The organism is Mycolicibacterium hodleri (assembly GCF_025822245.1).
Lineage (GTDB): Bacteria > Actinomycetota > Actinomycetes > Mycobacteriales > Mycobacteriaceae > Mycobacterium > Mycobacterium hodleri.
This window is the reverse complement of the sequence record NZ_JACKTL010000026.1, coordinates 411,080-427,257: the sequence shown is the minus strand read 5'-3', so window position 1 is coordinate 427,257 and position 16,178 is coordinate 411,080. Positions and strand designations below refer to the sequence as shown.

The 16,178-nt window shown below is 67.9% G+C and carries 18 protein-coding genes; 7 read left to right on the top strand and 11 right to left on the bottom strand.

Annotated features, from left to right (window positions below; genetic code table 11):
* Positions 1-3 precede the first annotated feature (3 nt).
* Positions 4-780, top strand: a complete 777-nt coding sequence (locus H7J06_RS10255) for a DeoR/GlpR family DNA-binding transcription regulator (RefSeq protein WP_264038653.1) — start codon at positions 4-6, stop codon at positions 778-780.
* 13 nt (positions 781-793) lie between these two features.
* Here H7J06_RS10255 and H7J06_RS10250 read toward each other — a convergent pair whose 3' ends face one another.
* The 9 genes from H7J06_RS10250 to prfB are packed head-to-tail and all read right to left on the bottom strand — an operon-like array spanning position 794 to position 8,692.
* Complete coding sequence (locus H7J06_RS10250; RefSeq protein WP_264038651.1) at positions 794-1,825, bottom strand: tetratricopeptide repeat protein; 1,032 nt, start codon at positions 1,823-1,825, stop codon at positions 794-796.
* Positions 1,822-3,054 (bottom strand): AAA family ATPase, encoded by a 1,233-nt coding sequence (locus H7J06_RS10245; protein ID WP_264038650.1) that lies wholly within the window; start codon positions 3,052-3,054, stop codon positions 1,822-1,824. Before H7J06_RS10245 ends, H7J06_RS10250 begins: the two co-directional genes overlap by 4 nt.
* Positions 3,055-3,109: 55 nt before the next feature.
* Positions 3,110-3,955, bottom strand: coding sequence for a DMT family transporter (locus H7J06_RS10240; protein WP_264038797.1), 846 nt, complete (start codon positions 3,953-3,955; stop codon positions 3,110-3,112).
* Positions 3,952-4,452: an SsrA-binding protein SmpB gene (gene smpB, locus H7J06_RS10235; protein WP_264038649.1), complete on the bottom strand. Its 501-nt coding sequence runs from the start codon at positions 4,450-4,452 to the stop codon at positions 3,952-3,954. Before smpB ends, H7J06_RS10240 begins: the two co-directional genes overlap by 4 nt.
* A 2-nt stretch (positions 4,453-4,454) precedes the next feature.
* Positions 4,455-5,351, bottom strand: coding sequence for a permease-like cell division protein FtsX (gene ftsX, locus H7J06_RS10230; protein ID WP_264038648.1), 897 nt, complete (start codon positions 5,349-5,351; stop codon positions 4,455-4,457).
* Positions 5,352-6,041 (bottom strand): cell division ATP-binding protein FtsE, encoded by a 690-nt coding sequence (ftsE, locus tag H7J06_RS10225; protein WP_264038795.1) that lies wholly within the window; start codon positions 6,039-6,041, stop codon positions 5,352-5,354.
* Positions 6,042-6,082: 41 nt separating this feature from the next.
* Positions 6,083-6,628, bottom strand: coding sequence for an Rv3103c family proline-rich protein (locus H7J06_RS32610; RefSeq protein WP_372515280.1), 546 nt, complete (start codon positions 6,626-6,628; stop codon positions 6,083-6,085).
* Positions 6,625-7,596 (bottom strand): mechanosensitive ion channel family protein, encoded by a 972-nt coding sequence (locus H7J06_RS10215; RefSeq protein WP_264038647.1) that lies wholly within the window; start codon positions 7,594-7,596, stop codon positions 6,625-6,627. Before H7J06_RS10215 ends, H7J06_RS32610 begins: the two co-directional genes overlap by 4 nt.
* Positions 7,586-8,692, bottom strand: coding sequence for a peptide chain release factor 2 (gene prfB, locus H7J06_RS10210; protein WP_264038646.1), 1,107 nt, complete (start codon positions 8,690-8,692; stop codon positions 7,586-7,588). Before prfB ends, H7J06_RS10215 begins: the two co-directional genes overlap by 11 nt.
* A 122-nt stretch (positions 8,693-8,814) precedes the next feature.
* Here prfB and H7J06_RS10205 point away from each other — a divergent pair, with 122 nt between their 5' ends.
* Positions 8,815-10,179 carry an FAD-dependent oxidoreductase gene (locus tag H7J06_RS10205; RefSeq protein WP_264038645.1) on the top strand — a complete coding sequence of 455 codons (1,365 nt, stop codon included), beginning with the start codon at positions 8,815-8,817 and terminating at the stop codon, positions 10,177-10,179.
* A 13-nt stretch (positions 10,180-10,192) separates the two neighbouring features.
* Here the strand turns inward: H7J06_RS10205 and H7J06_RS10200 are convergent, their stop codons facing one another.
* Complete coding sequence (locus H7J06_RS10200) at positions 10,193-10,600, bottom strand: PPOX class F420-dependent oxidoreductase (protein ID WP_264038643.1); 408 nt, start codon at positions 10,598-10,600, stop codon at positions 10,193-10,195.
* Between the two features lie 34 nt (positions 10,601-10,634).
* Between H7J06_RS10200 and H7J06_RS10195 the strand changes: the two genes are divergently transcribed.
* On the top strand, positions 10,635-11,894 hold the full coding sequence (locus H7J06_RS10195) for a 13E12 repeat family protein (RefSeq protein ID WP_264038793.1): 1,260 nt from the start codon (positions 10,635-10,637) through the stop codon (positions 11,892-11,894).
* Here H7J06_RS10195 and H7J06_RS10190 read toward each other — a convergent pair.
* A complete protein-coding gene (locus tag H7J06_RS10190) occupies positions 11,891-12,328 on the bottom strand; it encodes a hypothetical protein (protein ID WP_264038642.1) in 438 nt (145 codons plus the stop codon). The genes H7J06_RS10195 and H7J06_RS10190 overlap by 4 nt on opposite strands.
* A gap of 24 nt (positions 12,329-12,352) precedes the next feature.
* On the opposite strand from H7J06_RS10190, the gene hisN reads away from it, so the two are divergent.
* From hisN to H7J06_RS10170, 4 genes are all read left to right on the top strand, one after another.
* Complete coding sequence (gene hisN, locus H7J06_RS10185; protein ID WP_264038641.1) at positions 12,353-13,135, top strand: histidinol-phosphatase; 783 nt, start codon at positions 12,353-12,355, stop codon at positions 13,133-13,135.
* Positions 13,136-13,204: 69 nt separating this feature from the next.
* Positions 13,205-13,354, top strand: a complete 150-nt coding sequence (locus H7J06_RS10180; protein WP_264038640.1) for a hypothetical protein — start codon at positions 13,205-13,207, stop codon at positions 13,352-13,354.
* A gap of 101 nt (positions 13,355-13,455) precedes the next feature.
* The gene (locus H7J06_RS10175) at positions 13,456-14,865 is read left to right on the top strand and encodes an acyl-CoA dehydrogenase family protein (protein ID WP_264038639.1); all 1,410 of its coding nucleotides are present in this window, start codon (positions 13,456-13,458) and stop codon (positions 14,863-14,865) included.
* Between the two features lie 52 nt (positions 14,866-14,917).
* Positions 14,918-16,126 carry an acyl-CoA dehydrogenase family protein gene (locus H7J06_RS10170; protein ID WP_264038638.1) on the top strand — a complete coding sequence of 403 codons (1,209 nt, stop codon included), beginning with the start codon at positions 14,918-14,920 and terminating at the stop codon, positions 16,124-16,126.
* The last annotated feature ends 52 nt before the right edge of the window (positions 16,127-16,178 follow it).

Sequence of the window (16,178 nt, the reverse complement as noted above, 5' to 3'; positions counted from 1 at the left end):
CACATGGCGGTACGTGGTTCACAGGCGCGCCGCGCCGAGATCGTGCATCTCGCGCGATCGAGCGGTCTGGCGAGCGTCGAGGAGCTCTCGGCGCAGTTCGGCGTGACCGCCTCCACCATCCGCCGGGACCTGGGCCAGCTGACGTCCCAGGGTCTCATCGCCAGAACCTACGGCGGCGCGATCGCGCTCGACCGCCAGCCGGAATCGTCGCTGCGCCAACGCGCCCTGGAGGGCTATCAGGCGAAGCACGACATCGCGCGGTGGGCCGCCCAACAGGTGCAACCCGGCGAGACGATTCTGCTCGACGCCGGTACGACCGTGGGCGCCATGGGTGAATACCTCTGCGACGTACCGGGTCTCACCGTCGTGGCCGCCGGCCTCACCGCGCTCGAAGCGCTCGCCGACGCCGACGACGTCCGCGTCGAGTGCATCGGAGGAACGCTGCGGCACCTCAGCCAAGGATTCGTCGGACCCATCGCCGAGGCAAGCCTGCAACGCCTGACGTTCGATCGCGCCTTCCTCGGCGCCGACGCCGTCAACGCGACCCTCGGCATCTGCGAGGCCGAGCTGGAACAGACCCGGCTCAAGGAGATGATGATCGAGCGGGCCGGCACCGTCTACGTCCTGGCTCACGCCGGCAAGTTGGGCAGCCGGCCGTTCCACGCGTGGGCCCCGATCCCGCCGGGCACGACGTTGGTCACCGACGAGTCGGCGACCGACGAGCAGACGCAGCCCTTCACCGCGGCGGGCCTGACCGTCGTCCGCGCGCCCGGCTCGTAACCGCCCGTCCGCACTAGCCGCCTGCGAACCGCGCGACCACCGTCACGACGACGGCGCCGAACAGCAGCACCGGGCCCACGATCTCGACCACCGTCAGACCGCCGCTGACGACGGCGAGCACGCCAAGGGGGATGGCACCGACGAGCAGCCCCACCCGGAGCGCCAGCGGGCGCTGCGTTCGCAGGACCGACCGCCACGTACGCATCGGGACGACTCGGCTCAGCCACCCCGCGTAGGCCAGCAACGCCAGCGTGCACACACCGACGGCGATGCGGTGACCCACGTCGGGACTGGTGCCCTGCCCGACGGCGGGAATGCTGACGATGATCACCCAACCCAGGACCAGCACCCCCACGGTCGCCAGCCGCAGGAGCCGGGCCAGGGTGATGCCGATGTTGCGCCGCGCCAGGTCGCCGAGATCCGGGTCGAGCCTCGCGGCGCCGAGGAACCCGCTCAACGCCGCCGACCACTTGCTGCGGGCGAGGCGGTTGACGCCAATGTTGTGGACGGCCGACGCGTTGGCCGGATCCAGTTGCAGGGCTTGCTCATACGCGCTGGTCGACTCCTCGGACCTGCCAAGCCGGGCCAGGATCTGGCCGCGCAGGACGTGGCTGTCGGCGCTGGTGGGGTCCAGCCGCAGCGCCTCGCCGACCACGAAGAGCGCGTCATGAGGCCGTCCGACCTTCAGCAGCATCTCGGCGTACACGAAGTGGGCGAGGCGGTCACGGGGCTGGGCGGCGACACCGCGCCATGCCATGTACAGCGCTTGGTCCACCCGCCCCGCCGCGTCGAGCGCGACGGCGTAGATCCGCATCGCAAAGCCGTACTCGGGCGAAATGGCCAGTGCGGCATAGGCGTTACGAGCGGCGGCGTCGTACTGCCGGGTCAGCACCTGCACCCTCGCCAGGTTCGCCAGCAGCACCGCGTTGTCGGGGGCGGTGACCAGCGCCTCCCGCAGCACCTCCTCGGCGCGGGCGTGGTTGCGGGCGTCGGCGTACGCGGTGGCGAGGGCGACGACGCCGTCGGTGTCACCGGCAGCGGTCAACGCATCTTCTTGCGGCGCAGATAGGTGGCCAGCTCGTCGTAGGTGCCGTCGCCGTTGGCGAATTCGACGACGTTGCGCGCGGTGTCGAACCACGGGCCCGCACTGGGACGAATCTGCACCAGCGCGGCGTCGACGTCGCTCATGCGGACCGGCCGGACCTCTCCGGCCCTCAACGAGTCCGCCATCGCGAGCTGCGTCGCGGTGTCGCAGACGTGGGCGATGTCGGCACCGGAGAAGCCGTCGGTCCGCTTCGCGACGGAGGCGGGGTCGATGCGCTCGACCGGCCGGTCGCGCAGATTCATCCGCACGATGGCGGCGCGCGCCTCCGTGTCGGGCAGCCCGACGAAGATCATCCGGTCGAACCGGCCGGGCCTACGCAGCGCCGGGTCGACGTCCCAGGGCATGTTGGTCGCCGCCAGCACGTACACGCCGTCGTTGGACGACGTGGCGGTATCCAGCTCGGCGAGAAGCGCGTTGACGACGACGCGAAGGCCCGAGCCGTTGCTCAGCGCCGCGCGCCGCTGCCCAAGGGCGTCCACCTCGTCGAAGAACAGCACGCACGGCGCGTTGCGGCGGGCCGTGTCGAAGATGCGGTTGAGCGCGCGTTCGCTGTCGCCAAGCCAGTGCTGCAGCACGTCCGCGATGCCGACGGCGTAGAAGTTCGCCCCGAGTTCGCCGGCCACCGCCCTGGCCAGGTACGTCTTGCCGCACCCCGGCGGGCCGTACATCAGCAGGCCACCGCGAGCGTTGACCTTGTAGGCCCGCATCAGCTCGGGATTGCGGATGGGTCCGAGCAGGGACACCTCGAGCCGCTGTTTGACCGCCTCCATGCCCGCGACGTCGGCGAGGGTGACCTCACTGCGTCGGACCACGTCGACGTCGGTGGCGTCGACCCCGTCGGCGGTCTCGGCGTCACCGTCGACGAAGGCGGGGCCGATGATGTCGGACACCTCCTCCTCGGCGGCCGACCAGTTGAACTCAGGCTTCGGGCTGGGCGTCGGCGCCTCGGTCACGGTGCCCGTGGCCAGACCGGCGGTGCATCGTTGCAACAGGCTCAGCGCCGCGGCGTTGGAGGCGTCCTGGGCCAGCGCGGCGCTGCAGTGGGTGAGCGCCTCGGTGTACCTGCCCTGCTGAATCAGGAGGTCGACGAGGTGCAACCGTAGTTCGACGGCGTCGGGAGTTCGCGCAACGGCCGCAGTCAACTCGCGGATCACGGCGTCACTCGCCATTCCGCACCCCCTCCGCTCAACGCACGTTCGATCCTACTGACCGACCGGACCGCGCCTATCCCGCGGCGATCAACCCCACCGCGGCAATGGCGAGCACCATCCCGGCCGCCTGCCACCGAGTGACCCTCTCCTTGAGCACCACCAACGCGAGCAGCACCGTGCCCGCCGGGTAGAGCGAGACCAGAACGCTGGTCAGCGACAGCAGCGACGCCTGCAGCGCCAGGAGCACCGACACGTTGGCGACGGTGTCCAGCACGCCGGCCGCCAGCGCCAGCTTCATCGGCACGCCGGACGGGACGCGGAGATTGCCCGACGTCGCGGCGATCGCGAGGATCATCAGGCTTGCCGTCAGTCGGGCGAACACCAGCGGCCAGAGCCGTGCGTCCGGCGGTGCCTGGTCGATCAACACGAAGTTGAGTCCGAAGGCGAGGCCCGCACCAAGCGTCAGCCATGCCACCTTCGTCGTGAAGCGGTGGGCAGTCGAATCCTCGTCGCGCACTTCGCGACTCACCAGCACGACCGCGATCAACGCAAGCCCGATTCCGGTGACGGCCGACGCGCTCGGCCGCTCCCCCAGCGTCACGCCCGCCACGATGGGAACACCCGCGACCAGGATCGCCGTCAGCGGTGACACCAACGACATCGGACCGGCACCGAGCGCCGCGTAGAACCACCACACGCCGAACGCCTGGCTGAGCCCACACAGGCCGCCCCACACGACCGCGGGCGTCGACACGTGACCACCGACGACGACGGACAGCACCGTCAACAGCACCAGGGCCACCGGATAGGACACCAGCACCACGCGCAGCGCGGCGACCCGACGCGACGCCAGTCCACCGACGAAGTCGCTCAGCCCGTAGCCGATTCCGGACACCAAGGCCAGGACGACCCCGATCAGCTCATGCCCTTGGTGCGCCTGCCGAGTTCGCGGATCACTTCCCGGTCGGCGTCGCGCTTGGCCAAATCCTGGCGCTTGTCGTGGGCCTGCTTACCGCGAGCCAGCGCGAGTTCGACCTTGACCTTGCCGTCGGTGAAGTACAGCGACAGCGGAACCAGCGAAAGGTTGCCGTCCCTGATCTTGCCGATGAGGTTGTCGATCTGACCGCGGTGGAGCAGCAGTTTCCGGTTGCGCCGAGGCGAGTGGTTGGTCCACGAGCCGTGGTGGTACTCGGGGATGTGCAGGTTGCGCAACCACACTTCGCCGTCGTCGACGGTGGCGAAGGAGTCGGCCAGCGACGCCTGCCCCTCGCGGAGGCTCTTCACCTCGGTGCCCATCAACGCCACGCCGGCCTCGAACGTCTCCAGGATCGAATAATTGTGCCGCGCCTTGCGATTGGTCGCGACGACCTGGTTGTTCCGGTGCTTCTTGACCTCCGCGGCCGATTTCTTGGCCACCGCTAACGCCGTACGTACAGCCGCAGGGTGACGTACGCCGTGACACCGGACATCGCCAAGCCGAGGAACAGCATGATGGGCGCGCTGAAGTAGAGGACGTCCTGATAGTCGACCTGGGCAATCAGGTTGGCGTCGTAGAACTGTTTCAACGCCTTCTCGAGGAACAGCGCCCGCACCAGGATCAGCCCCCCGATCGCGATCACCACGCCGATGAACGCGGCCAGCATCGCCTCGACGAGGAACGGCAGCTGGGTGTACCAGCGGCTCGCGCCCACCAAGCGCATGATGCCGATCTCCGTTCTTCGCGTGTAGGCCGCGACCTGAACCATGTTGGCTATCAGCAGGATTGCTCCGACGGCCTGAACCAAGGCGATGGCGAACGCCGCCGCACTCAGCCCGTCGAGCACCGCGAAGAGCCTGTCGATCAAGTCCTTCTGATTCAGCACGTTGAGGACACCGGGCTGAGCCTTGAGCGCGTTGTCGAAGTCCTTGTGCTGCTCGGGGTCGTCGAGCTTCACCACGAATGATGCGGGAAACGCATCCTTGCCCGCAACGTCTTTGTATTGCGGGAACTTCTTGATCGCGTCCTCGTACGCGTCGCTCTGGTTGAGGAACCGGACCGACTTCACGTCGGTGCGATCCTCGATCTGCTTGCGCACCGCCTTGCACGGGTCGCCGTCGCACGTGGGGTCGTTGGCGGAGATGTCGTTGGTCAGGAAGACCTGACTCTCGACGCGGTCGAGATAGATGCCTCTCGAGCTGTCGGCGAGGCGGACGACCAGCAGGCCGCCGCCGAACAGGCCGATCGAGATGGCGGTCGTCAAGATCATGGCGACCGTCATGGTGACGTTGCGACGAAGCCCTGTCAGGACTTCGTTGACGAGAAAGCCGAAGCGCACTTACCGATCCATTCCATAGACACCGCGCTGTTCGTCGCGGATCAGTCGTCCCAGCTCGAGTTCGATGACTCGCTGGCGCATCGAGTCGACGATGTGATGGTCGTGGGTCGCCATCAACACCGTGGTCCCGGTGCGGTTGATCCGCTCGAGCAGATCCATGATGTCCTTGCTGGTCTCGGGGTCCAGGTTGCCGGTGGGTTCGTCGGCCAGCAGCACCAGGGGCCGGTTGACGAACGCGCGCGCGATGGCGACGCGCTGCTGTTCACCGCCGGACAGCTCACTGGGCAGCCGATTGGCCTTGCCCGACAGGCCGACCATCTCGAGGACGTCGGGTACCACCCTGTTGATCACGTCGGAGCGCTTGCCGATCACCTCGAGTGCGAAGGCGACGTTCTCGAACACCGTCTTCTGCTGCAGGAGGCGGAAGTCCTGGAACACGCATCCGAGGACCTGACGCAACCCGGGGATGTGCCGGCTGGCGAGCTTGTTGACGTGGAACTTCGACACCTGGATGTCTCCGTGCGTCGGGGTGTCCTCGGCAAGGAGCAGCCGCATGAACGTCGACTTGCCCGATCCGGACGGCCCGATGAGGAAGACGAACTCACCTTTTTCGATCTTGAGCGAGACGTTGTCCAGAGCTGGCCGTGCCGAGGATTTGTACTGTTTGCTCACGTGGTCGAGGGTGATCATCACGGCACGCCAGTGTAGCCGGGCCGACTTCGAGCCCCCGACTACCCGGGTGGCGGGGGCACCAGTACGGGCAGCGTGATGCCCGGCAGGATCGCCGTCGTCGTGGTGGTCGACGTGCCCGAACGGTTGGGCACCGGCTGGCCGGGAGACGTGATCGGGGTCTGCGTCAAGGTCGTCGGCGGCAGTGGTCCCGGCCCGTCGGGGTCGACGACGGTCGTCGCCGTCTCCGGCGCGCTCGTGGTGGGCGTTCCCGTACCGCTGGTGGTCTCCGTCGGGGTCGTGGACTCCGTCGTCGAGGTCTCGGTGGTCCTGGACGTCCTCGGCGTGCTGTACGTCGTCTTCGGCCGCGTCTCGACGTTGGTACGCGGAACCCAGGTGTACTCCGGGTCGGGCACGTACCCGGGCGGCACCACCTGAGTTGGCTCCGACGCGGCCGGCGGTGGCGGGGCGTAGGTCGCGTGCAGCCACCACGTGAAGCAGAAGGCGACGATGAGGGCGGCGGTCGACGTGCGCACCCGTCCGCCCGGCAGGTATGCCGGCCACTCGCGGCCTTCGCCCGCCTTGCGGAAGTTGAGGTTGAACTTCACTTGTCCTGACCCCCGTTCTGCGGGTCCTCGGCAATGGCCGACGTCGCCGTGGGCGACAGCGCGCCCACCGTCGGCGACGACTCGGCCGGGCTGGCGATGCCCGCGCGTCGCAACGCCGCGACGACGAGCACGCGCAGCTGCCTGCCGACCTCGAACTGCTTGCCGGGCAGCGTGCGGGCTACCATCCGCAGGTTCACCGTCTCCAGCTCGATGCTCTCGACGCCCATCAGCTGCGGCTTGTCCAGCATCAGGGCGGCCATGTGCTCGTCCTCCATGGCCTGGTCGCACACCTGGTGCAGCACGTCGTTGACCTTGCTCAGATCGGCGGTGGTGGGGACCGGGATGTCCACCACCGCGCGCGCCCAGTCCTTGGACTGGTTGACGGTCTTCACGATCTGACCGTTCGGGATCGTGAACACCTCGCCCTCGCTGGACCGCAGCTTGGTGACGCGCAGCGTGACGTCCTCGACGGTGCCCTCGGCCGGCAGCGCGATGCCCGACACCGTCAGCGCCACCAGGTCACCGAAGCCGTACTGCTTCTCGGTGATGATGAAGAAACCCGACAGCAGGTCCTGGACGACGCGTTGCGCACCGAAACCCAGCGCCGCGCCGAGGACGGCGGCCGGCGCCACCAGCGAGCCGACGGGGATCGCCACGATGTCGGTGATCTCCACCAGGACCATGACGCACAGCAGCGCGATCGTGACCCAGGAGATGACCGAGGCGACCGCCTGCCGGTGCTTGGTGGTCTCCGACCGCACCAAGGCGTCGCTCTCGCGGAAGTCGGCGTCGATGCGGCGGGTGATCTTGCGGGCCGTCCACTGGACGAATCGGGCCGCCAAGATGGCAGCCAGGATCAACATCACGATCCGAAGACCGCGCGTGATGATCCATTCCCCGATGTCACCGCGCCAGAAGTCGTGCCAACTGTCGGCCCAACTGAGTGCCAAGAACGTGTTAGTCGTCATCTTTCCTATTGCGCCAACGGATGCCCGCTTCCAGGAAGCCGTCGATGTCGCCGTCGAGTACCGCGGCCGGATTTCCGACTTCGTAGTCGTTACGCAAATCCTTGACCATTTGATACGGATGCAGGACGTAGGAGCGCATCTGGTTGCCCCACGAACTGCCGCCGTCGTTCTTCAGCGCGTCCATCTCCGCGCGCTCTTCGAGCCGCTTGCGCTCCAGCAACTTTGCCTGGAGAACTCGCATTGCCGAAACCTTGTTCTGCAACTGCGACTTCTCGTTCTGGCAAGTCACGACGATACCGCTGGGGATGTGGGTGAGTCGAACGGCGGAGTCGGTGGTGTTGACCGACTGCCCGCCCGGACCGCTGGATCGGTAGACGTCGACCCGCACGTCGCCGTCGGGAATGTCGATGTGGTCGGCGGTGTCGACCACCGGCAACACCTCGACGTCGGCGAAGGAAGTCTGGCGCCTGCTCTGGTTGTCGAAGGGGCTGATGCGCACCAGGCGGTGCGTGCCCTGCTCGACCGAGAGCGTGCCGTAGGCGTACGGCGCGTGTACCGCGAACGTGGCGCTCTTGATGCCGGCCTCTTCGGCGTAGGACGTGTCGAACACCTCGACGCCGTAGTCGTGCTTCTCCGCCCAGCGGATGTACATCCGCATCAGCATCTCCGCCCAGTCGGCGGCGTCGATGCCACCGGCACCGGACCGGATGGTCACGACGGCCTCGCGCTCGTCGTACTCCCCCGACAGCAGGGTGCGAACCTCCATCGCCGCGATGTCCTCGCGCAGCTTCTCCAGCTCGACGTTGACGTCGGACAGGGCGTCCTCGCCGCCTTCCTCGGCGGCGAGTTCGTACATGATCGGAAGGTCGTCGAGTCGCTGCCTCAACTCCTCGACGCGGCGCAATTCGCTCTGGGCGTGCGACAGCTCGCTGGTGACCTTCTGGGCGCGCGTCTGGTCGTCCCAGAGCTTCGGATCTGACGCCGCGTCCTCCAGCGTCTTGATGCGGTCGCGGAGCCCGTCGACGTCGAGCACCCGCTCCACGGTCGTCAGAGTCGTGTCGAGCGAGGTGATGTCGTCTTGCCGGTCGGGATCCACGGGAGATCAGGTTACCGACCGTTGTCCGGGTCTAGCATCGGCTTGGTAACCAGCCCGGCGACGACGCGACAGCCCCTTGCGCGTTTCCGGGCCTACTCAGCTTCCCCTTGGAGGGCTAATAGATGCGCCCATACCACGTGGCGATCGTCGGTTCCGGTCCGTCGGGCTACTTTGCCGCGGCCTCGCTGCTGAAGTTCGCGGACTCGTCGACCGGCTCGGAGGAGTCCAGGGACGTGCGGGTCGACGTGTTGGAGATGCTGCCGACGCCGTGGGGTCTGGTGCGTTCCGGCGTGGCCCCCGACCACCCGAAGATCAAGACCATCAGCGCCCAGTTCGAGAAGGTGGCGAGCGATCCCCGCTTCCGCTTCTTCGGCAACATCCGAGTGGGTGAGGACGTCCAGGCCGAGGAGCTGGCCGACCGCTACGACGCGGTGATCTACGCCGTGGGGGCGCAGGCCGACCGCCCACTCGGGATTCCCGGCGAAGAGTTGCCGGGCAGCGTCGCGGCCGTCGACTTCGTCGGTTGGTACAACGCCCACCCGCACTTCGAGGAGATGGCCCCGGACCTGTCGACCGGGCGAGCCGTCGTGGTCGGCAACGGCAACGTGGCCCTCGACGTCGCCCGCATCCTGGTCAGTGATCCCGATGCGCTGGCCAACACCGACATCGCCAACCACGCCCTGGAGTCGCTGCACGCGCGGGGCGTCGAGGAGGTGGTGGTCCTCGGGCGCCGCGGCCCGCTGCAGGCCACGTTCACCACGCTGGAGTTGCGGGAGCTCGGCGACCTGGAGGCGATGGCCGAGGTGGACGTGGTCGTCGACCCGGCGGACTTCGCAGGCATCTCCGACGAGGACCTCGAGGCGGCGGGCAAGACCGTCAAGCAGAACGTCAAGGTGTTGCGCTCGTATGCGGACAAGCCTCCGCGAGGAGCCAAGCGGCGCATCGTGTTCCGGTTCCACACCTCGCCGATCGAGATCAAGGGCGACGACCGGGTCACCTCGATCGTGCTCGGCCGCAACGAGCTGGTGGACGACGGTGGCCGACTGGTGGCCAAGGACACCGGGGCGCGCGAGGAATTGCCCGCGCAGTTGGTGGTCCGCGCGGTCGGATATCGGGGCGTGCCCACACCGGGGCTCCCGTTCGACGAGCGTTCGGGGACCATTCCGCACACCGACGGCCGCGTCGACGGCACTCGCAACTCCTACGTCGTCGGGTGGATCAAGCGCGGCCCGTCAGGCGTCATCGGCAGCAACAAGAAGGACTCGGCGGCCACCGTCGAGACCCTGCTGGCGGACCTCGCGGCGGCCGACCTCGCCGAGGCGCACGAGGACACCATGGAGTGGTTGCTGTCGCGGCAACCCCACCTCGTCACCGGCGACCATTGGAAGGTGATCGACGCCCACGAACGGAACACCGGCGGACCGATGGGTCGGCCGCGGGTGAAGTTGACGAACGTGGCGGAGTTCCTGCGGATCGGGCACGGCTAGACCTCCGGCACGACTACCCCCGTTGCGGCGAGTTCACCGAGTCGGCCTCGATCGTGATGAGCAACCGGGTCTCGTCGGGATTGCCGCTGAAGTTCGGATACGGGATGCCCAAGTACTTCTGCGAGAGCTCGTCGATGCTCTCCCGTCCGCCCTCGGTGGTCGTCTTCACCACGCGCCCACGCACGGCGTAGTAGCCGTAGACGTTCTCGGGGTCCACGACGTTGACGGCGACGCGGGGATCTCGGGCGATGTTCCGCGCCTTCTGCATTCCGTCGACGATGTTGACCACGATGTTCTCGCCGTCCGTGGTCACCCACGTCTCGGTCAGCTGGGGCGATCCGTCTGGCATCAGCGTGGCGATGAAGCAGGGGCTTGGCTTGCGGAGGAGATCTAGCAGACCTGCGGGCAGTGGTTGCGGCATGACCTTGTCATACACCCGTCGTAATATCGAACACATGTTCGACGTGGTGGACGAGGCGGGGTTGGTCGATCGCATCGCCGCGCTCGAACGCGCCAAGTGCGCCGCAGCCGCCGAACAAGCCGTCCTGACCGCCCAACTCGACACCGCGCGCCGCGCCCGCGAAGCCGCCAACGGGATACCCGCGGCCAAGCGGGGCAAGGGGTTGGCCAGTGAGGTCGCCCTGGCCCGCCACGACTCCCCCAACCGCGGCGGTCGTCACCTTGGCTTCGCCCGCGCCCTGGTCCACGAGATGCCCCACACCCTGGCCGCCCTGGCCGCCGGCCGGCTGTCGGAATGGCGGGCGACGTTGATCGTCCGGGAGTCGGCCTGCCTGAGCGTGGCGGACCGGCGGGTGTTGGACGCGAGGATGTGCGCCGATACGAAGAGTTTGGAGGGCAAGGGTGACAAGAGGATCGCCGCCGACGCCAAGGCCATCGCCTACGAACTGGACCCCCACGCCGTCGTCGACCGCGCCGTGCGCGCCGAATCCGACCGCACGGTGTGGGTGCGCCCCGCCCCCGACTCCATGACCTACGTGACCGCGCTACTACCCATGACCCAGGGCGTCGCGGTCTACGGCGCCCTGCACCGCGCCGCCGAGGCGTGCGGCGACGGTCGGGGCCGCGGCCACGTCATGGCCGACACCCTCGTCGAACGCATCACCGGCCGCCCCGCCGAGGTCCCCGTCCCCGTCGCCGTGGACCTGGTGATCACCGACGAGACCCTCCTCGGCGGGGACCAGGCACCCGCCCGGGTACCCGGCTTTGGGCCCGTCCCGGCCACGGTGGCCCGCAGGCTGGTCGCCGCGGCGGCCGACGACGCTCGGTCGAAAGCTACGTTGCGGCGGCTGTACAAGCACCCCCGCAGTGGCGCGCTGGTGGCGATGGAGTCGCGGGCCCGTCTGTTCCCCAAGGGGCTGAAGAGATTCGTCGACCGGCGTGACGACACCTGCCGCACCCCGTACTGCGACGCCCCGATCCGTCATCACGACCACGCTCGCCCACACCGCCGCGACGGACCGACCAGTGCACTCAACGGACTCGGCGAGTGTGCGCACTGCAACTACGCCAAGGAGGCGACGGGCTGGTCGGTGACCACCACCAGTGACGAAAACGGTTGTCACACCGCCGAATTCACCACGCCCACCGGAGCCCGACACAGGTCGGTGGCGCCGCGAATGCCCGGGCGGCGGACGACGATCTACAGCGCCCTCGACGTCCGCCTGGCTCTGGCGCTGTCGGAGCACGCCGCCTAACGGAGTTCGGTCGGGCCCGGGGGCGGCGCGGGCGGGCCCGGCGGCGGTGGCGGCGCGTGTGGTTCGGGTGCGTCGCTTGGCGCGAAGGACCATTTCTCGGGGTTCTTGGTGCTGTACACGACGGGGATCAGCTGACCCATGCTCGGCGCCGTGCCGACGGCCATCTGCAGGCGACCGTAGACCTCGTGCTCGCGCACCGTCGGACCGTTGATGACGCCGGTGATCGTGACGAATTGCGAGCCGTCCGATGCGGCCCCGGCGCTGACTCCGGTGACGAGGAGCGTGCCAGGTGCGTACTGCCCTCCGCGGCCACCCGGTCCGCCAAGGCCACCGGGCCCCCGGGAACCACCGGGACCTCGCCGCCCCATGATTCGCGGTCCCACCAAGAGCACGAGGCCACCGACTACCAGCAAGAGCACGAGGATTTCAAACACGACACCCATGGTAGGACTGCACCCATGAGAACAGTCTCAGATGACCTCGGCCTCGCACTTCAGATGGCCGACGAGGCCGATGCGTTGACCCTGGACAGATTCGGCGCCCTAGACCTTCACGTTGAGACCAAACCCGACCTGACGCCGGTCACCGACGCCGACAAGTCGGCCGAGGAGCTGCTTCGCGGCCTGCTCGACGCAAATCGACCCGACGACGCGGTCCTCGGCGAGGAGTTCGGTGGCACAGCGGTTTTCGAGGGTCGGCAATGGGTGCTCGATCCCATCGACGGCACCAAGAACTTCGTCCGCGGCGTACCGGTGTGGTCGACGCTCATCGCGCTGCTGGACGACGGCGTGCCGACGGTCGGCGTGGTGAGCGCGCCCGCCTTGGCTCGACGGTGGTGGGCCAGTGCCGGCCAGGGTGCGTTCACGTCGTTCAACGGCGTCAGCCGTCGCATCTCGGTGTCGGGCGTGTCCGAGCTCGATTCGGCGAGCCTCTCGTTCTCCGACCTCACCACCGGTTGGGAGGACCGCCGAGACCGGTTCGTCGAGCTCACCGACGCGGTGTGGCGCGTACGCGGCTACGGCGACTTCTGGTCGTACTGCCTACTGGCTGAAGGAGCCGTGGACGTCGTCACCGAGCCCGAGGTCAAGCTGTGGGACCTGGCGCCGCTCGACATCGTCGTCCGCGAAGCCGGCGGTCGGTTCACCAACATCGAGGGAGCCCCCGGCCCGCACGGCGGGAGCGCGATCGCCACGAACGGGCACCTGCACGACGAGGTCCTGGGCTGGCTGACGGGCAGGTGAACGGCGCGGGCGTCAGATGTAGGGAAATCCCCGATTCACCCCGGCACCAAAGTCCCTAGCCTCGTCGCCATGAAGAAGTCCACCCTCCTCGCAGCCGCCGCACTCACCGGATTTGGCGCCGCCCTCGTCGCGCCGACGGCCGTGGCCGACCCGCGGATCAGCGTGCCCTTCGTCCCCGTGCTGGTACCCCTCGATCCGGAGGCGGACGATCACCGGTGACACCGTGACGGTCCCGTGACGTTGATAACACTCTCGGCTTATCTTACTCAATAGTAAGATACGGTCATGGCGTACTGCCCCAACGATGCGAGGCTGTCGATATGACCAACACCCTGCCGTCCCCGAGCGGCACCAATCAGCGCCCGAAGCGCACCGGTCGCGAAAGCGCGGTGGGCCTTCAGCGGCACAAGCGAACGGCGACCGACATCGGACTCGCCCTGCTCACACCCCTGCTCGGCCAGGAGTTCCTGGACCGCCGCGGCCTGCGGGACCCGCTCAACCGCGGCCTCCGCAACGGCGTGCAGACGGTGTTCTCCGCGATCGGCGGGTCGGCGCGTCAGTTCAACCGGGTTCAGCGGCTCGGAAAGCCGGCGACGCGGCTCAAGCCAAGTGGCGCAGACTATTTCGACCTGACGCCGGATGACGAGCAGAAGATGATCGTTGAGACGATCAGCGAGTTCGCCGAGGAGATCCTGCGGCCCGCGGCGCACGACGCCGACGCCGCCGCGACCTATCCCCCGGAGCTGATCGCCAAGGCCGCCGAGCTCGGCATCACCGCCGTCAACATCCCCGAGGACTTCGACGGCATCGCCGCGCACCGCACCACCGTCACCAACGCACTGGTGGCCGAGGCACTCGCCTACGGCGACATGGGGCTCGCCCTCCCCATCCTCGCGCCGGGCGGTGTCGCGTCGGCCCTGACCCACTGGGGCAGCGCCAGCCAGCAGGCCACGTACCTTCCCGAGTTCGCCGGCGAGAACGTGCCACAAGCATGTGTCGCGATCGCCGAGCCACACGCGTTGTTCGACCCGACGGCACTCAAGACCGTCGCCACCCGCACCCCGGGCGGTTACCGACTGACCGGGGTCAAGTCGCTGGTGCCCGCCGCCGCCGACGCCGAACTGTTCGTCATCGCCGCGCAGCTCAACGGCAAGGCGACGCTGTTCATCGTCGAAGCCGCCTCGGAAGGACTCTCCGTCAAGGCCGACCCGAGCATGGGAATCCGTGGCGCCGCGCTGGGCCAGGTAGAGCTCGACGGCGTCGCGGTGCCGCTGCACAACCGGCTCGGCGAGGACGAGACGAGCGAGACCGACCACGCCCACAACTACTCCGAAGCCATCGCCCTGGCCCGATTGGGTTGGGCCGCGCTGGCGGTCGGCACGTCGCACGCCGTCCTCGACTACGTCATTCCCTACGTGAAGGAGCGGGAGGCGTTCGGCGAGCCCATCGCACGCCGGCAGTCGGTCGCCTTCATGTGCGCCAACATCGCCATCGAATTGGACGGGCTGCGTCTGATCACCTGGCGCGGCGCCGCCCGTGCCGAACAGGGTTTGTCCTTCGCCCGAGAAGCGGCGCTGGCCAAGAAGTTCGGCACGGACAAGGCGATGCAGATCGGCCTGGACGGCGTGCAACTGCTCGGCGGGCACGGCTTCACCAAGGAACACCCCGTGGAACGCTGGTACCGCGATCTCCGTGCACTCGGCGTGGCCGAGGGCGTCGTAGTTCTGTAAGCGGCGTAGTCCGCAAACTCCTGGTCTCTCGACACTATCCGAAAGTCCTTTCATGGCAATCAATCTCGAAATGCCCAAGAAGCTGCAAGCCGTCATCGACACGAGCCACGGCGCCGCCGCCGAGATGCTCCGGCCCATCTCGCGCAAGTACGACCTCGCCGAGCACGCCTACCCGGTCGAGCTGGACACGCTGGCCGAGCTTTTCGAGGGCATGACGGCGGCCAACACCATCTCCTTCGCCGGGGCCGAAGCGTTTCGCGACGGTGCCGACTCGAAGGTAAACGTCAACGGCGCCAACATGTCCGCATTGGTCAACGCGCTCGAGATCAGCTGGGGCGACGTCGCCCTGCTCTTGTCGGTGCCGTTTCAGGGGCTCGGCAACGCCGCACTCTCCGGCGTCGCGACCGACGAGCAGCTGACCCGTCTTGGCAAGGTGTGGGCAGCGATGGCCATCACCGAGCCGAGCTTCGGCTCCGACTCGGCCGCGGTGTCGACGACGGCCAAGCTCGACGGCGACGAGTACGTCATCAACGGCGAGAAGATCTACGTCACCGCCGGAGCCCGCGCCAGCCACATCGTGGTCTGGGCGACGCTGGACAAGTCGAAGGGCCGCGCGGCGATCAAGTCGTTCATCGTGCCGCGCGACCATCCCGGCGTGACCGTCGAGCGGCTCGAGCACAAGCTCGGCATCAAGGCGTCCGACACGGCCGCCATTCGCTTCGACAACGCCCGGATCCCGAAGGACAACCTGCTGGGCAGTCCAGAGATCAACGTCGACAAGGGCTTTGCCGGCGTCATGGAGACCTTCGACAACACCCGGCCCATCGTCGCGGCGATGGCCGTCGGCGTCGCCCGCGCGGCGTTGGAGGAATTGCGCACCATCCTCACCGAGGCGGGCGTGGAGATCTCCTACGACAAGCCTGCCCACGCCCAGAGTGCACCGGCCGCGGAGTTCTTGCGGTTGGAAGCTGATTGGGAAGCCGGCTACCTCTTGACCGTGCGGTCCGCCTGGCAAGCCGACAACAAGATTCCCAACTCCAAGGAAGCCTCGATGGGCAAGGCGAAGGCCGCCCGGGTAGGCAGCGACGTCACCCTCAAGGCCGTCGAATTGGCCGGGACCACCGGCTATTCCGAGAGCACGCTTTTGGAGAAGTGGGCACGCGACTCGAAGATCCTCGACATCTTCGAGGGCACCCAGCAGATCCAGCAGCTGGTGGTCGCCCGCCGGCTGCTCGGGTTGTCCTCGGCAGAGCTGAAGTAGCCGACCCGTCCTCGCTTCGCTCCTGCCCGCCGGCGCCATTCCCCCGTCGCTT

Coding starts and splice junctions, on each gene's coding strand:
- H7J06_RS10255 (WP_264038653.1), top strand. CDS start 4: ATGGCGGTACGTGGTTCACAGGCGCGCCGCGCCGAGATCGTGCATCTC.
- H7J06_RS10245 (WP_264038650.1), bottom strand. CDS start 3,054: ATGGCGAGTGACGCCGTGATCCGCGAGTTGACTGCGGCCGTTGCGCGA.
- ftsE (WP_264038795.1), bottom strand. CDS start 6,041: ATGATCACCCTCGACCACGTGAGCAAACAGTACAAATCCTCGGCACGG.
- H7J06_RS10215 (WP_264038647.1), bottom strand. CDS start 7,596: ATGACGACTAACACGTTCTTGGCACTCAGTTGGGCCGACAGTTGGCAC.
- H7J06_RS10205 (WP_264038645.1), top strand. CDS start 8,815: ATGCGCCCATACCACGTGGCGATCGTCGGTTCCGGTCCGTCGGGCTAC.
- H7J06_RS10200 (WP_264038643.1), bottom strand. CDS start 10,600: ATGCCGCAACCACTGCCCGCAGGTCTGCTAGATCTCCTCCGCAAGCCA.
- H7J06_RS10195 (WP_264038793.1), top strand. CDS start 10,635: ATGTTCGACGTGGTGGACGAGGCGGGGTTGGTCGATCGCATCGCCGCG.
- hisN (WP_264038641.1), top strand. CDS start 12,353: ATGAGAACAGTCTCAGATGACCTCGGCCTCGCACTTCAGATGGCCGAC.
- H7J06_RS10180 (WP_264038640.1), top strand. CDS start 13,205: ATGAAGAAGTCCACCCTCCTCGCAGCCGCCGCACTCACCGGATTTGGC.
- H7J06_RS10175 (WP_264038639.1), top strand. CDS start 13,456: ATGACCAACACCCTGCCGTCCCCGAGCGGCACCAATCAGCGCCCGAAG.
- H7J06_RS10170 (WP_264038638.1), top strand. CDS start 14,918: ATGGCAATCAATCTCGAAATGCCCAAGAAGCTGCAAGCCGTCATCGAC.